General features: G+C 47.8%; 13 protein-coding genes. 9 read left to right on the top strand and 4 right to left on the bottom strand.

Features of this window, described 5'->3' with window-relative positions; all coding sequences use genetic code 11:
* Positions 1 to 9 precede the first annotated feature (9 nt).
* The 3 genes from lpxK to B0681_RS04775 are packed head-to-tail and all read left to right on the top strand — an operon-like array spanning position 10 to position 2,867.
* The gene (lpxK, locus tag B0681_RS04765) at positions 10 to 1,053 is read left to right on the top strand and encodes a tetraacyldisaccharide 4'-kinase (RefSeq protein WP_078317609.1); all 1,044 of its coding nucleotides are present in this window, start codon (positions 10 to 12) and stop codon (positions 1,051 to 1,053) included.
* A gap of 19 nt (positions 1,054 to 1,072) precedes the next feature.
* Positions 1,073 to 1,843 (top strand): 3-deoxy-manno-octulosonate cytidylyltransferase, encoded by a 771-nt coding sequence (gene kdsB / locus B0681_RS04770; protein ID WP_078317610.1) that lies wholly within the window; start codon positions 1,073 to 1,075, stop codon positions 1,841 to 1,843.
* 1 nt (position 1,844) lies between these two features.
* On the top strand, positions 1,845 to 2,867 hold the full coding sequence (locus B0681_RS04775) for a DNA polymerase III subunit delta' (RefSeq protein WP_228143862.1): 1,023 nt from the start codon (positions 1,845 to 1,847) through the stop codon (positions 2,865 to 2,867).
* Between the two features lie 184 nt (positions 2,868 to 3,051).
* Here B0681_RS04775 and ahcY read toward each other — a convergent pair whose 3' ends face one another.
* Positions 3,052 to 4,416 (bottom strand): adenosylhomocysteinase, encoded by a 1,365-nt coding sequence (gene ahcY, locus B0681_RS04780; protein WP_407661960.1) that lies wholly within the window; start codon positions 4,414 to 4,416, stop codon positions 3,052 to 3,054.
* Between the two features lie 257 nt (positions 4,417 to 4,673).
* Positions 4,674 to 6,632, bottom strand: a complete 1,959-nt coding sequence (locus B0681_RS04785) for a TonB-dependent receptor plug domain-containing protein (protein ID WP_078317612.1) — start codon at positions 6,630 to 6,632, stop codon at positions 4,674 to 4,676.
* Between the two features lie 281 nt (positions 6,633 to 6,913).
* Between B0681_RS04785 and B0681_RS04790 the strand changes: the two genes are divergently transcribed.
* From B0681_RS04790 to dusA, 3 genes are read left to right on the top strand one after another with little or no spacing between them, the layout of a single operon-like run.
* Positions 6,914 to 8,548, top strand: coding sequence for a mechanosensitive ion channel family protein (locus tag B0681_RS04790; protein ID WP_078317613.1), 1,635 nt, complete (start codon positions 6,914 to 6,916; stop codon positions 8,546 to 8,548).
* Between the two features lie 34 nt (positions 8,549 to 8,582).
* Complete coding sequence (locus B0681_RS04795) at positions 8,583 to 9,389, top strand: TatD family hydrolase (protein WP_078317614.1); 807 nt, start codon at positions 8,583 to 8,585, stop codon at positions 9,387 to 9,389.
* Between the two features lies 1 nt (position 9,390).
* The gene (gene dusA / locus B0681_RS04800; RefSeq protein WP_211271508.1) at positions 9,391 to 10,356 is read left to right on the top strand and encodes a tRNA dihydrouridine(20/20a) synthase DusA; all 966 of its coding nucleotides are present in this window, start codon (positions 9,391 to 9,393) and stop codon (positions 10,354 to 10,356) included.
* On the opposite strand, the gene B0681_RS04805 is transcribed toward dusA, so the two are convergent.
* Together B0681_RS04805 and B0681_RS04810 are read right to left on the bottom strand one after the other, a co-directional pair.
* On the bottom strand, positions 10,333 to 11,082 hold the full coding sequence (locus tag B0681_RS04805) for a CPBP family intramembrane glutamic endopeptidase (protein WP_211271504.1): 750 nt from the start codon (positions 11,080 to 11,082) through the stop codon (positions 10,333 to 10,335). The genes dusA and B0681_RS04805 overlap by 24 nt on opposite strands.
* A gap of 11 nt (positions 11,083 to 11,093) precedes the next feature.
* A complete protein-coding gene (locus B0681_RS04810) occupies positions 11,094 to 12,008 on the bottom strand; it encodes an alpha/beta fold hydrolase (RefSeq protein ID WP_078317740.1) in 915 nt (304 codons plus the stop codon).
* Positions 12,009 to 12,306: 298 nt separating this feature from the next.
* On the opposite strand from B0681_RS04810, the gene glmM reads away from it, so the two are divergent.
* The 3 genes from glmM to lolA all read left to right on the top strand — a co-directional run bounded on the left by glmM (position 12,307) and on the right by lolA (position 15,479).
* Positions 12,307 to 13,665: a phosphoglucosamine mutase gene (glmM, locus tag B0681_RS04815; protein ID WP_078317616.1), complete on the top strand. Its 1,359-nt coding sequence runs from the start codon at positions 12,307 to 12,309 to the stop codon at positions 13,663 to 13,665.
* Positions 13,666 to 13,825: 160 nt separating this feature from the next.
* Positions 13,826 to 14,461: a pyridoxamine 5'-phosphate oxidase gene (gene pdxH, locus B0681_RS04820; protein ID WP_078317617.1), complete on the top strand. Its 636-nt coding sequence runs from the start codon at positions 13,826 to 13,828 to the stop codon at positions 14,459 to 14,461.
* Positions 14,462 to 14,810: 349 nt separating this feature from the next.
* Entirely contained in the window at positions 14,811 to 15,479 is a 669-nt protein-coding gene (lolA, locus tag B0681_RS04825; protein ID WP_078317618.1) for an outer membrane lipoprotein chaperone LolA, read from the top strand.
* Positions 15,480 to 15,493 lie beyond the last annotated feature (14 nt).

Consider the following 15,493-nt stretch of genomic DNA (forward strand, 5'->3'; position numbering starts at 1 on the left):
GAGGCTATGATGAAAAAAGCAGAGCTGGCACTGACCCAAGCTTGGCAAAACGAGTCTAAGGCTTTGATGGCATTGGCGCCTTTATCGGCAGCTTATGGCGCGATCAGCCGCGCGCGCAAAGCCTTATATCAATCAGGCGTCATTTCCACCTATCAAGCACCTGTGCCAGTACTCATCATCGGTAACATCACCGTCGGAGGCAGTGGCAAAACGCCACTGATCATCGCGCTACTTAAGATTTTGATGCAACAGGATGCGCAGGTCGGCGTTATCAGTCGCGGTTATGGCGGTGATGCCAGCAGCATGCCAAGGCTTGTACTGCCAGACAGTACGCCAGATCAAGTGGGTGATGAGCCTTGTTTGATCGTCCAGTCTGTGTATGCCTCCACAGGCAAACAAGTGCCGATGGCCGTCGGCGCTGACCGCAAGGCTGCCATCGAGCTGTTATTGCATCACCATCCTAAGATTCGCCTCATTATCAGTGACGATGGCTTGCAGCATTATGCATTGCATCGCGATCTAGAATGGATCGTGGTCGATGCCGCCCGAGGTTTTGGCAATCAAAAGCTGTTGCCACAAGGTTTTTTGCGCGAGCCGATCAGTCGCCTTGAGGGGGCGACGGTGATTTATCATGATAAGGCCGAGGCGGCTTATTCTGATGATGCTTTGGTGATGACTTTGCAGCCTAGTGCGCTTGAGCCTTTGATGTCTGATTGTCATCAGATGCCTCCTCAATCAGGCAGCCGCGTTTATGCAGTCAGTGGCATCGGCCATCCCCAAAGATTTTTTGATACCTTAGGATCATTGGGCTTTGAGGTATTGCCGCAGCCATTTGGTGATCATCATGAGTTTAAGCTAGCAGATTTGATGGCTTTTGATGAATTGCCGATAATCATCACTGCCAAAGATGCTGTTAAGATAAGATCTTTGGCCGTGCAGCATCCTGAGTACAGCGCTTTATTTGAGCGGATTTGGGTGCTGCCTGTGGAGGCGAGATTTAGCGAGGCATTATTGGCAGCCATCGAGGCGCTAAAGCTGCGTTATCAGATTTGATTTTATTATAGGATGAATTATGCAAAAAGTGCACTTGGTGATCCCAGCCCGTTATAAATCCACCCGCTTGCCTGGTAAGCCATTACTACCGATCCATGGCCAGCCGATGATTTTGTGGACTGCCAAAAAAGCCATGCAGGCGACTTTTGCCGATACCGTCTGCGTGGCGACTGATGATGCGCGCATCCAAGCGGTCTGCCAAGAGGCAGGCATCAAGGTGGTGATGACTGATGCCGATCATCCGTCTGGTACTGATCGTTTGGCACAAGTGGCGGCAGATCTGGGGATGGGCGATGATGACATCGTAGTGAACATGCAAGGTGATGAGCCGTTGGTGCCGCCGGTTTTGCTCATGCAAGTGGTGCAGCTGCTGGTTGAGAATCCAGACTGTGCGATGGCTACTTTGTGCGAGCCGATTCAGGATATGGATGAATTTCTTCGCCCATCGGTGGTCAAAGTTGTGATGGATCAAGCCAAGCATGCGCTGTATTTTAGCCGCGCGCCCATTCCACATGATCGCGATGGCATGACCACCCAAAATCAGCTGCCTGCGCAGGCGTATCGACATTTGGGACTATATGCTTATCGCGTGCGGATGCTAAAAGCCTTTACCAGCTGGCCTCAAGGGACACTTGAAGCACTTGAAAGTCTAGAACAGCTGCGTGTACTTGAAAATGGCGAACGCATCGCCATCGACATCGCCAAGGTTGCACTGCCTGCTGGTGTGGATACGCCTGAGGATTTGGCAAGATTGAACGCCATGCCGATGGCAGATTTGTTGGCTTATTAACATGCAGGATGTGATGAGTGCCGATGTGTCAGCGCAGCGTTATTTTGCTCAAGCACTGCCTTGGCAAGATAAGGCATGGCGACAGCTGACCGAGCAATTTTCTCATCAGCAGCTACCACATGGCTTGTTGGCAGCAGGGGCTAAGGGCATTGGCAAGCATGCGTTTGTTTGGCGCTTTGTGGCGTATTTGTTATGTATGCAGCCTACAGAGGCAGGCGCATGCGGAGCGTGTGATAGTTGCAAATGGCTAAAAGCAGGCACGCATCCAGACCTGATGGTGCTGCCTGAGCCTGCCGAGGGCGAGTCTGTGCGTGATAGCATCAAGATTGATGACATCAGACGCCTACAAGAATACAGCCAAACCAAAGGCCATGGCGCAAAGGTGATGGTGCTTGATAGCGCTGACACCTTGACTTTGGGCGCGGCCAATGCGCTGCTTAAGACCCTTGAAGAGCCGCGCGATGGGGTGTTTTTGATTTTAATCAGTGATCATCCTTCAAGATTATTACCGACCATCAAAAGCCGTGTGCAGACCATGCCGCTATCGCAGATTGACCAGACACTTGCATTGAGCTATCTGGGCGAGCAGATGGATGCTGATACTGCCCAGATGCTACTTGAACTCAGTGATGGCGCGGTATTGCAAGCCCAGCGTCTATGGCATGAGGACTGGTTTCACCAACGCGCGCTGTGGCTAAAGACTTTCGCGGCGCTAAATCGCGGCACCCGACAACCGATGGCAGCCAGTGAATATTGGCAAAAAACGCTATCCTTGCAGCAGTTTATTCTGTTGTCGCGGATGATGTTAGTAGCACTGTGGCGGCATCGCTTGGCTTTGCCAAATCTGCATCGTGATTTGGATATCGAATCATTGCTTGGGGGACTGGATCTGGATCATCATGCACTGGAGCGGCTGCTCGTTGGTCTGGATGATGTTGAGCTATCGATCATTCAAAATGTTCAAGAAAAACTGGCCTATGATCAGCTGATGCTTACGATGGCAGGTCAGTCATCCGTATCATGATCGATGGGTTGATGCTAAAATCCTGTGCCAGCTAAGTTTGATCCATCATAACTGCCTGCTTAATATTACAACTAAAATAAAAGCTGGGATAATGATAAACCCATCTAAAGTTCACCAGTCATCATAAATAACGCCCAAAATAAAAAGCGATCGGATAATCCCAATCGCTTTTTTTGGCTATGAATCAGTACTTATATTCATCTGACTTAAATGGACCATCAATTGATACGCCGATATAGTCGGCTTGTTTTTGGGTAAGTTTGGTGATGACACCATTGAAGCCTGCAACCATCGCCGCAGCCACTTCTTCGTCAAGCTTCTTTGGTAGTACCTTGACATAGACTTTGCTTGGCTTGTCAGCGGCAGGTAAATCAGCGAATTTTTCTTGATACAGGTGAATCTGCGCCAGTACTTGGTTGGCAAATGAGCCATCCATGATGCGTGATGGGTGACCTGTAGCATTGCCAAGGTTCACTAGGCGACCTTCAGACAGTAGGATGAGATAGTCATCATCGCTGTCTGAGCGATAGACTTGATGCACTTGCGGCTTGACTTCTACCCATTTCCAGTTGTCACGCATGAACTGAGTATCAATCTCGGTGTCAAAGTGGCCGATGTTACACACGACAGCGGTTGATTTTAGGGCTTTTAGCATCTCGGCGTTACACACATGATAGTTACCTGTGGTGGTCACGATCAAATCGGTGTCTTGTAGTAGGGTGGTGTTCACGCCTTGGGCTTGGTCTCCGCCGACGAATGGTGAGACGACTTCATAGCCGTCCATGCACGCTTGCATCGCACAGATTGGGTCAATCTCAGACACACGCACGATCATACCTTCTTGGCGTAGCGACTGTGCTGAGCCTTTGCCTACATCGCCGTAGCCGATGACCAATGCACGACGACCTGATAGCAGCATATCCGTACCACGCTTGATGGCGTCGTTTAGTGAGTGGCGGCAGCCGTATTTGTTGTCATTTTTTGATTTGGTGACAGCATCATTGACATTGATGGCAGGGACTTTGAGTGTGCCATTGCCCAGCATCTCGATTAGGCGGTGTACGCCTGTGGTGGTCTCTTCAGAGATGCCGTGGATACGATCGAGCATTTGTGGATATTTGTCGTGAATTAGTGCGGTCAAATCACCACCGTCATCTAGGATGATGTTGGCATCCCACAGTTTGCCGTCTTGGTGGATTTGTTGTTCAAGACACCACTCGTATTCTTCTTCGGTTTCGCCTTTCCAAGCAAATACAGGAATGCCAGCAGCGGCGATGGCGGCAGCGGCGTGGTCTTGGGTTGAGAAGATGTTGCAAGAAGTCCAGCGAACCTCAGCGCCCAATGCCACCAAAGTCTCAATCAAAACGGCTGTCTGAATGGTCATATGGATACAGCCGACGATTTTGGCACCAGCCAGTGGCTGAGCGGCAGCATAACGCTTACGCAGACCCATTAGGGCAGGCATTTCGGTTTCGGCGAGGCGGATTTCTTTACGGCCGAAGTCGGCAAGGCTGATGTCAGCTACTTTATAATCGGTAAATGTAGACACTGCGTCCACTCCTTTTAAAAATTAACGATGAGATGATGGATAATCATCATAAAAAAGAAAACGCAGATGTCGTTGATTATTTTAAATCGCTGTCGCAAATCTAAAAAGCAAGCCTGACCGCTGATGAATCCAAAGCCAAAAGCGGTTGCAACATCTCTTGCAAACTGATTATTATAACAAATCTTTGTGGCAAATACAGCTATAGATACAATAAAAACGGCTGATAATATCAACCGTTTTATCAATCCTAGAGCGGATTAGTATTTAAAAGTCACCCCAAGATTGGCTTGGCGACCGCCATTGACATACCATTGATTTGCTGAATTATATACCGCTTTATATTCCACATTACCGATATTTTGAATGTTGGTAAATAGTTTGACATGCGGATTGATATTCCAATGCGCATCAACATCGACGGTAGCATGGCCTGGCACTTTGATGGTGTTGGCACTATTGGCAAAGGCATCTGAGCGCGCGATGATTGAGGTACTGACACCAACGACGCCATCATCATAGCCTAAGGTTAGTGTGCCGGTATGTTTTGGGCGATAGGCAATTTCACGATTGTTGTCTTTATTTTCGGTTTCTACGTATGCATAACCAGCTTTTGCGTAGTAATTATCACGAACATATGTAGCGTTGATTTCACCACCAATAAATGAGGCCTTATAAATATTTGAATAAGTGCCAGTATTGAATCTCTGAATTATGCCTGGATTGGTTGTATCTAGAATATCAGTGGTTGAGTTTTGAATATCGATTAGGTTTTTAACATGGGTGTGAAATGCAGTAACATCCAGAGTCAAGTTATCACTAAATTGATGTGAAGCTCCTAGCTCATAGCTAATACTTTTCTCAGGTTCTAGGTTTTCATTGCCAATTGTGGCATATGTTTCAAGTATATCTGGATTCACCCAGTTTGGATATGGCCCATCAATACTTTCGTAATACAATTCAGACAATGCAGGTGCGCGGAACGCTGAACCAACATTGGCATAAACACTCGTTGCAGGTGTGATACGATAACGAATTGCGCCTTGACCCACGGTATGATTACCAAAGCGTTCATTGTCTTCTAAGCGCACACCGACTTGGGTATTAACTTTGTCGCTATTGTACTGATGCTGTGCATAATAGCCAATCGTATCGATACTCTGAACACCATCTTTGACAGCGTTACTGGTGTATTCAGACTGATTGCCTGTGACGCCGACTAGGATATTTTGATTGTTTGCAAATGACCACTTGGCGTTGACATCAGCCTCATCCACTTGGGTGTGATAAAATGAGGCGTAGTCTATGACATCTTGTTTATTTTTGACATTGCTATAACGGGCATTTAAGCTAAGATTGTCAATTGGTTTATAAGAAATTTTGGCATTAATAATTTGGTTTTCAAATTCACGCAATGAAGTATTTGGTGATGTGCTGCTGCCAAAGTTATTAAATTCATTAATACCTTCGCTGTGATCAAAGCTGATGCTAGCATCAAGATTTTGTTTGTTGTCAAAGCCAAGCTTGGCGGTGTAGCCTTTTTGTTCGTAGCCCGCTTGATTATCACGGCTTTGGTTATTAAAAATGCGAGTGCCATCAGTTTCTAAACGCTGTCCTGATAGGCTGGCATAAAAGTCATTATGCACGACATCGCCTTTAACGATGGCTTTGTAGGTGTTGTTTTCACCAACCACACCAGTAATTTCAGCACCTGTGCGTGTTGGCGTTTTGCTGACCATTTGAATGACACCACCAATGGCATCAGAACCATACTGTACTGAAGCAGGGCCTTTGGCGATTTCAACACGGCTCAGATTTGTGGTATCGATAAAGCCAGTATAAACAGAACCAAGATGATTTTGATTATTAAGGCGTGCACCATCTTTTAGTACTAAAGTATGCACAGGATAAGAGCCACGGATGGAGACTTCGGGAATTTGACCGATGCCACCTGATTGTTTGACATAGATGCCCGCATCTAATTGGATGACATCTGACAGATTGCGTGCAGGGTTTTTCTCGATTTCGCCTGCACTGATGACAGTTACTGAGGCGGGTGTGTCGCTAAGTGGTGTGGCGCTGCGACTCACCGTCACCACAACAGGATCCAACTCCACAACAGGCAAATCATCACCTGTGGCAGCTGTCGCGTTCTGTGAAATCAAAGTGGCTGGGGCTAATGCCAGGATAATGGCACGGCGTAAAGTAAGGGATGACATATCTCACCTAAAACTATGTTGCTGTTGATTTAAAATTTGTAACATTCATTGCGGGTATTATAACATGAATATAATTTCACTCAGCCATATTTTGCTGAAAATTTCTTATCTTAAGTTGAAATTCATTCAATCAGCTTGCCAGTACAGCATCTGATGATCATCATACAGATGGCGTCGGTTGCCAAGCGGTTTATTTATTTATACAATGATCAGATTTGTCAGGCGATGCATTGTCTTTATGGCATTTTTGCTTTAATCCCATTCAACCAGTTGCAGTCATTATGAGACATTTACCGATGATCAAAAGTACGCTCATGTCGATGGGCTTAATATTGGTGCTGATGCTTGGCATCACACCAAGCTTTGCCACCACAGCCAAAATTTTAAGCAAAGAATCTGCCAGCGCCGAAGAGTCTGTCAAAGCGACAGACAGTTTCGGTCGTGAGACGCCGCGAGGCACTGTCCAAGGATTTATGCGCGCCATAACAAGCGATGATTATGATCTGGCGGCAAACTATCTGGATGGTCGATATCTGGCAGAAACCCAAATGGCCAATCGTGATGTGGTTGAGCATTTGGTGCAGACGCTGGATTCTGGCGGTAGGCTGTTTCCTGATTTGCAGCTGAGTGATGCGCCTGAGGGGAATTTATCGGATAATCTGCCCAGAGAAGTTGATAAAGTCGGTGAAATTCAGCTGATGAATGAGCGGTTCGATATTTTGGTGACGCGTCGCGAAAGTGATGAAGGCGTGGTATTTTGGCAAATTTCAGGTCAGACCTTAGAGCAGCTGCCCAGCAAGGTCGCTCAGACCAAGACTTTGGCCGAACAGCTAAATCTGGTGCGCGATGATATGGACAATCACCAAAAGCAGTGGCTGGAAGTGCTGGCCGTGATACTGCTCGTCGTGGCGATGTGTTTGATCTTTTATGTCGCGGTGTGGCTGCTGTATATGATTAGTAAGTTTTTATACACAAACATCCGCAAAAAACCATATCGAGTAACGCCCAGTGTCATCATGCCTTTGGCGCTGATATTCGTGGCGATGCTGCTGCCTGAGGTGATGGTGCGCGTCGGCGTGCCGCTGACTTTGCGCAGCTCATTTGGTCGTATCAAAGACATCGTGGCATGGGGTGCGACTGCTTGGCTGGTGCTGCGATTGCTGGACAGTGTGTTTCGCCGCGCTGAAGCCAATTCGCTCAAGCGCGGCCGCCCTGAGCAGGTCTCGATCCTAAATCTGCTTCGCAAAATCGCCAAGGTGTTTATGGTCATTTTGGCAATTATTATCATCTTTGGCAACTTAGGCTTTGATTTGACCACGGGGATCGCTGCACTGGGTGTGGGTGGTTTGGCACTGGCTTTTGGCGCCCAAAAAACTATCGAAAATCTCATCGGCTCAGTGGTTGTCGTCGCTGACCGTCCAGTGCATGTGGGAGATTATTGTAAATTTGGTACTTATGAAGGCACGGTCATCGACATCGGTATCCGCTCAACGCGTATCCGCACGCTCAATCGCACCATCGTCACTGTGCCTAATGGTGAGTTTTCTGCTTTACAGATTGAGAACTTTACCGCAAGAGATATGTTTTGGTTTTTGCATAATTTATTCATTAAGCGCACCGCAGATTTGGCAGAAGTAGAGCGGATGATTGCTGATTTGCAAGACTTTTTGGCATCGCATAGTCTGACCAATGATGAGTGGAATCAGGCGTGGATCAAAGAGCTGCGCCAAGACTGCTATGTCATCGAGATGCGTGCGTATATTCCAGCGTCAGGGGCGCAGGAGTTTTATGACAAACAAAGCCAGTTGATTTTACAGGTACTAAAATTCTTAGAAAATTATCAGGTTGAGCACGCCTTGCCGAGCCAGACGGTGGTGCTGGATGACAAAAACCGCCTAAATCAGTCAGATTCGTGATAAAATACGGCGTTTGTATTGATTGAGAACGACTATGTACACCGATTCGCACTGCCACCTAACCTATCTAAAACTTGACAATTATGAGCAATCGCCACGCCATCTACTGACTGCCATGCGTGATGCTGATGTCAGCCGAGCGATGGCGATTATGTGCAAGTTTGAGGAAAATGATGCCATCCGTGCATGGGTGGATTTGGCGATGAGTGATGATAGCCTACCTGATATCGGCATGAGTGTGGGGATTCACCCTTGTCAAGATGAAGCGATGCTAAAGAGCGTGCAAGTTGAGGATTTGTTGGCTTTGGATACGGATAAGGTGTGGGCATTTGGCGAAACGGGGCTTGATTATTATTGGGATGGCAATAAAAAATCTGCCCAAAAGCATAGCTTTGCCACCCATATCAGTGCCAGCAAAATCGCCAAAAAACCCATCATTGTGCATACTCGCAGTGCCTATCATGATACTTTGGATGTGCTGCAAAGCGAGCGCTGTGAGCATGGTATCATCCACTGTTTTACCGAGGATTATGCCTTTGCCAAGCGTGCACTGGATATGGGGCTGTACATTTCGCTATCAGGGATTGTTAGCTTTAATAAATCTGAAGCACTGCGAGAAGTTGCCAAACAGCTGCCCCTAGACCGCTTATTGATTGAGACTGATAGTCCGTATCTAGCACCTGTGCCCAAGCGTGGTCGTGACAATGAACCGACCTATGTGCCGTATGTGGCACAGGCACTTGCCAAGGTTTATGGCATGGATAGTGCCGAGATTGGGCAGATGACCAGTCAGAATTTTGTCAATTTGGTGAATCAGTACAAGGTGGTTATTGGTGACTGATATCATGAAAAATAAACGCATCAGTCTGGCCCCCATGATCGATTGGACGACTTCGGATTTTCGTGCATTTGCCCGATTGTTCAATCCCAATATCCATCTATACACTGAGATGATCAGCACCAGTGCCATCCTAAAGGGCGATGCCGATCGTGTGCTACGCTTTGATGGCACTGAGCATCCTGTGGTACTACAGTTGGGTGGCTCTGATGCTGATGAGATGGCGCAGGCGGTGCAGCTTGCCGATGCCAAGGGTTATGATGAATTTAACATCAATGTCGGCTGTCCATCCGATCGTGTCCAGCACAACAAAATCGGTGCGTGCCTGATGGCAGAGCCTTTGATAGTCGCCAAGATGGTGACAGCGATGCAAGCGGTCACGGATAAGCCTGTCACGGTCAAGCATCGTATCGGTATCGATCATCATGACAGCTATGAGTTTATGAAAGGCTTTGTGGAGACGGTGGCAGAAGCTGGCTGTACGCATTTTATCGCTCATGCTCGCATCGCTTGGCTACAAGGCCTATCACCCAAGCAAAACCGAGAAATTCCGCCACTGCGTTATAATGATATTTATCGACTCAAGCAAGACTTCCCCATGCTCACCATCGAGATTAATGGTGGCATCGATCAGATGAGTGCTATCCGTGAGCATCTGCAGTATGTCGATGGCGTGATGATTGGGCGTGCGTTTTATCATAACCCTTATCTGATGGCAGAGTGTAATGAGCTTTGGGGATTGCCGATGCCGAGCCGTCGTGAGATTTTTGAAGGATTGATGAGTTATCTTGCCAAGCGAGACGAAGAAGGGGCAAATCTTGCGACCTTGACACGGCATTATTTGGGCTTATTTCAAGGGCTGACAGGTGCGCGCGCATGGCGACAGGCATTGAGCGGTAAACCATCATTGACCCTAGATGACATCCGCAGTGCAGGCGAGCAGGTGCTACTCCAAAATCAACAGCAGTAGCACCAAACTATTATTCATACTATGCAAAATCATCGGCGCATATACCGAGCCTGTTCGCACACGAGCATAGCACAATCCCAGTGCGACGGCGAACATCATACCAGTATCGATCAGATTATATTGAAAATGTAGCAGAGCAAATATCAAACTGCTGATCAAACTGGTCAGTATGGTGATATGGTGTGTGTTATTGCTAAATGATGAAAAAATATCCTGCCCCAGTCGCCAAAACAGCCCACGACAAATCAGCTCTTCATAAACTGGCGCGCACACCATCACCATCAGCGCAAATAGCCACATCGGCGTATCATGACCCATCAAGGCAGTGCTATCTGCCGATGGCGTTGGTGATAGGGCGGTGGTGAGTAGATTGGCGATGAGACTGGCGACAAGCACCACCGACAAGAACACCCATAGACAGTACCAAAACTTTCGCCCATCCATCGGCATCAATGCCAGATACTGTTGCCATAGTTGCCGTGCTGTCTTAGTGTCATTGGCATACTTTTGCATTCGAAAATACTGCCAAAACACCATCAGCCACACCAAGCACACCGCCGTCAGCACCACCGACATCACAAGCAGGGTATTATCCGTCACCTGATGATAGGGTGTGGCATTGGCGATGGCTCTTAGGATAATCAGCCAGCCATTTTGTAGGGCGAACATGGTCGCCACCACCATCACCATCAAGGCGGCGGCAGTCATCGGGCGATAGCGTGGCAAGGACGATCGCATCAGGCTTGTGATGGGTGGATTTGGCGTAGGATGGTCGCCAAAATCTCATCGCTGATGGCATCAGGTCGCTCCAGTGGGAACATATGCTCGCCATCGACATACTGCACGGTCAATCCAAATTTATCAGCTGCATCACGATATGAGCCGATGCGAGTAAAGTGGCTATCCTTGCCTGCGATGATGGTCATTGGTCGCTTTGGGTTGATGGACTTAAGCCAATACAATGACGGTATGGTGCGAAAGATGGCGACTTCCACTGCCTTTGGGATGGCGAGCGTCACTTTGCCATCAGCTGTCGGTACAAAGCCGTGTTGGATGTACAACTCAAAGCAGCGTTCATCAAATGGCTTGAACAACGCCTTGTCCCGCAGTGCTTGATAAGCAGCATCATAGCTATCAAAGGTATCTTTGCGGTATTTGGATTTGCCAGCAGGGGAGAGCTTATCAATCAAGCGATGCGCCAGTGATGGCACACGATTTAGCTGATCATCAACTGACTTTGCCAGATGCCAAGTCAGGCTATTTTTGCCTGTCAATAAGGATGGATCAAGCAATACCGCTTGGCTGATTGGCTTGGGATTGGCAAGTAGGCTTTGCATCGTGGTCATTGCTCCGACCGAATGCCCAACCGCCACCACCGTCGGCACACCATGCTTATAGCACGCATCATCGATGCTGTCAGCGACTTGGCGAGTCAGACACTGCCAGTGATTATCCACAGGATAATTGGGATGCGTACCAAGACGGTCAATCCGCTCAATGGTGAAGTGATTTGCCAATCGCTCAAGTATCGGCAGATAGGTCGGTGATGGCACTCCATTGGCATGGACGAAATGCAGTACTGGCTTGCCTGTCAGTTTGGATTTGGGTAAGCTGTCAAGTAATGCTAATTGTTCGGTATTAAAATCAGTCATGATCAGATCCATCGGCGCATGCTAAGATAATTATGAGTTAAATGCATTAGCATAAACAATTATTTAAGATTTTACCAGTAAAATAATTGACGGCTAAGTCTCTGATCCTATGCAAAATTTATACCAAATTAACACAGAGCTAACGCTACAAAGCTTGCGCCGTGTGCTATAATTTGCCATCTTTTTTATAATTGTACAAATCATGATCAGCACAGCCCTGACTTGACTGCTGATCAATGTCGTTGTAAAAACATTTCATCATTGATTGATCACTCAAGAATGAGTGTAAGGATAAAAAATGAGCTATTTTGGTACGGATGGGATTCGTGGGCAGTTTGGGACTTTTCCGATTACCCCTGATTTTTTGTTGCGTTTAGGCTTTGGCGCAGGGCGTGTATTGGTCGCCCAAAATCCTAATAAGCGCCCAAGCGTACTCATCGGTAAGGATACCCGTCTGTCGGGCTATGTGATCGAAGCGGCACTGCAAGCAGGATTTAACGCAGCAGGTGTCGATGTCTATATGCTTGGCCCATTGCCAACGCCTGCGATTGCGCATTTGGTCAAAAGCTTCCATGCGGACATGGGTGTGGTGATTTCGGCCAGTCACAACCCATACCAAGATAACGGTGTCAAATTCTTCTCACACGAAGGCAAAAAAATCTCTGATGACATGCAAGACGCCATCAATGTCGAGCTTGACTACCTGGTCGGCGATACTGATGCACGCCTAGCTCGCCTAGCAGGTATCAAGGCAGATAGCATCGGCAAAAACCACCGTGTCGATGATGCCAAAGGCCGCTATATTGAATACTGCAAAGGCAGTTTTCCTTATCACTACAGCCTATCAAATCTGACGATCGTCGTGGACTGTGCCAACGGTGCAGGGCATAGTGTCGCCCCACGCGTACTCAAGGAACTCGGTGCCAAAGTCATCGCCATTCACAATACGCCAGATGGTATCAATATCAATGACAACTGTGGTTCGACCCATCCTGAAGTGCTACAAGCTGCCGTACGCGCGCATGGTGCTGATGTCGGTATCGCACTAGATGGTGATGGCGACCGCATTATCATGACCGATGAGCATGGCAATATCGTCGATGGCGATAGCATCCTATATGTACTTGCCACGCACTTACAACCTGCAGGTGTGGTCGGTACTTTGATGAGCAATGTGGCACTTGAGCTGGCGTTGGCGGAGCGTGGCATCGAGTTTCATCGTGCCAAGGTCGGCGACCGCTATGTGATGCAAGACCTTGAGACTCGTGGCTGGACGATTGGTGGTGAACCATCAGGTCATATCCTATGCCTAGATAAGAGCCGTACGGGTGATGCCATCGTTGCAGGCTTGCAGGTGCTATCTTGCATGGCAGAAACAGGCAAAAAACTCTCCGAGCTCACCCAGGGCTATACGCCATTCCCACAGACCTTGATCAATGTACGCTTATCACAGATGAGCGATCCGTATGCCAATGAAGAGCTGTCTGCCATCTTTGCCAAGGCAGAGAGCGAGCTTGTTGGCAAAGGCCGCCTACTCATCCGCAAATCAGGTACTGAGCCTGTCATCCGTGTGATGGTCGAGCATCAAGATGCGGACACCTGTCAAGCGATGGCACAGAGCCTAGCGGATCATGTCAAGCGAGTGTTGGCATCATAATTTGCTGTACTGATTTTAACCGCTGATACGCTAAGTATGAGCGGTTTTTTTGTATATGGATTTGTGTTGGCAATTGCATAAATTCCCCACATATTATAAGGAAATCGGTGTATAATAAATCATCTTTTTACTCACATCACAGTCAATTAGGGGGAATCTCATGGATCTTACCGACCACAGACAATCATACGAAAAACATACCCTGCCTGATACAGGTCTGCCAACGACACCGTTTGAGCTATTTCGCACATGGTTTGATGAAGCGGTGGCAGAAGCCTTGCCCGAGCCTTATGCGATGAGCCTTGCCACCTGTGGTGCGGATGGTCGCCCGAGCGTGCGTATCGTGCTGATGCGTGAGCTGACTGAGCGTGGTGTGGTGTTCTACACCAACTATGACAGTGCCAAAGGTCAAGATATCGCTGACAATCCTAATGCCGAAGTGCTATTCTTCTGGCAGGGGCTAGAGCGTCAGGTGCGACTATCGGGTCGCATCGAGAAGGTGAGTGCGGACAAATCTGCCGCCTATTTCGCCAAGCGTCCGCGTGAAAGCCAACTGGGCGCATGGGTGAGCGAACCCCAAAGCGGTGTCGTGGCAAACCGTGCCATCATCGAGGAAAAATATGCCATCTTAGATGCAACTCATAGTGACAGCGTGCCGTACCCAAGCTTTTGGGGTGGCTATGAGCTGATCGTGGATTGTGCGGAGTTTTGGCAGGGGCGTGTCGGTCGGATGCATGATCGTATGCGATATACCGCTGATGGCGATGTGTGGCGTATACAGCGACTCTTGCCTTGATGATCTTAAAAGCCGCCGCCGATGAGGTTGGCGGTTTTTATTGCCACAAAATCAGATAACAATGCCATAGCCATCACTGGCAAAATAAGCAGTAAGACAATCTAACAAAACACGCTGTCAAATCTTTAAACACCAAACAGCAGCAGATCAATACCTAAAAATTCGTCATATTTTGTTACAAAATTGGCAAATGCTGCGGCTTTTGGCAACTTTTATGCTAAAATCAGTGTTTTTTCATGGATGCAGTAACAATCAGGTGGGCTTGGTTGCATTTTTTATGTAGATTGCAACACAGTATTTTGGCACAATGCACACATCAAAACTTGAATGATATTTTTTGGAGAACGATATGACAACTTCAACCATCAAAGCACTGACGCTAAAAGCGATGATTGGCGCGGCCACGATCACGGCGGCAGCAGCACCGATGATGCTTGCTACGACCGCGCACGCCGCAGCAGCCTCACAGCAAACCGCGGTGAATAACCTAAATCGCCATCTAAGCAACATCCGCTCAATGACGGCAAATTTCACCCAAACCACATACGCAGGTAACAAAAAAACCAACTTTAGCGGTACGATGAGTGTACAGCGCCAAAATCAATTTCGCTGGGAAACCAAGTCGCCATCTGAGCAGCTGATTGTCGCCAATGGCAACACCATGTGGGTTTATGATAAAGACTTGCAACAAGCCACCAAGCAATCGGTGAGCAACCAAGTCGGCGAGACGCCTGCCCTGTTGTTATCTGGCGATCCAAGCCAAATCAGCCGTAACTTTAATGTCGCTCAACCAAATGCTGGTCGCAATTACTTTGTATTGACACCAAAATCAGCCAATGCTAATTTTAAAAATGTCTCAATCAGCTTTAATGGTGGTCGTCCTGTGATGGTGGTGCTTAATGATGCCATCGGCCAAACCACCAGCATCCGCTTTACCAACATTTCGTTGAATAAACGATTGAGCAATGCACAATTTGAATTTACGCCGCCACGCGGTGTGGATGTGATTAGCCAATAACAGCACCATCAAGG

It is taken from the genome of Moraxella porci DSM 25326 (assembly GCF_002014855.1).
Classification (GTDB): domain Bacteria; phylum Pseudomonadota; class Gammaproteobacteria; order Pseudomonadales; family Moraxellaceae; genus Moraxella; species Moraxella porci.

Coding starts and splice junctions, on each gene's coding strand:
- pdxH (WP_078317617.1), top strand. CDS start 13,826: ATGGATCTTACCGACCACAGACAATCATACGAAAAACATACCCTGCCT.
- B0681_RS04785 (WP_078317612.1), bottom strand. CDS start 6,632: ATGTCATCCCTTACTTTACGCCGTGCCATTATCCTGGCATTAGCCCCA.
- B0681_RS04775 (WP_228143862.1), top strand. CDS start 1,845: ATGCAGGATGTGATGAGTGCCGATGTGTCAGCGCAGCGTTATTTTGCT.
- B0681_RS04810 (WP_078317740.1), bottom strand. CDS start 12,008: ATGACTGATTTTAATACCGAACAATTAGCATTACTTGACAGCTTACCC.
- B0681_RS04790 (WP_078317613.1), top strand. CDS start 6,914: ATGAGACATTTACCGATGATCAAAAGTACGCTCATGTCGATGGGCTTA.
- glmM (WP_078317616.1), top strand. CDS start 12,307: ATGAGCTATTTTGGTACGGATGGGATTCGTGGGCAGTTTGGGACTTTT.
- lolA (WP_078317618.1), top strand. CDS start 14,811: ATGACAACTTCAACCATCAAAGCACTGACGCTAAAAGCGATGATTGGC.
- kdsB (WP_078317610.1), top strand. CDS start 1,073: ATGCAAAAAGTGCACTTGGTGATCCCAGCCCGTTATAAATCCACCCGC.
- lpxK (WP_078317609.1), top strand. CDS start 10: ATGAAAAAAGCAGAGCTGGCACTGACCCAAGCTTGGCAAAACGAGTCT.
- B0681_RS04795 (WP_078317614.1), top strand. CDS start 8,583: ATGTACACCGATTCGCACTGCCACCTAACCTATCTAAAACTTGACAAT.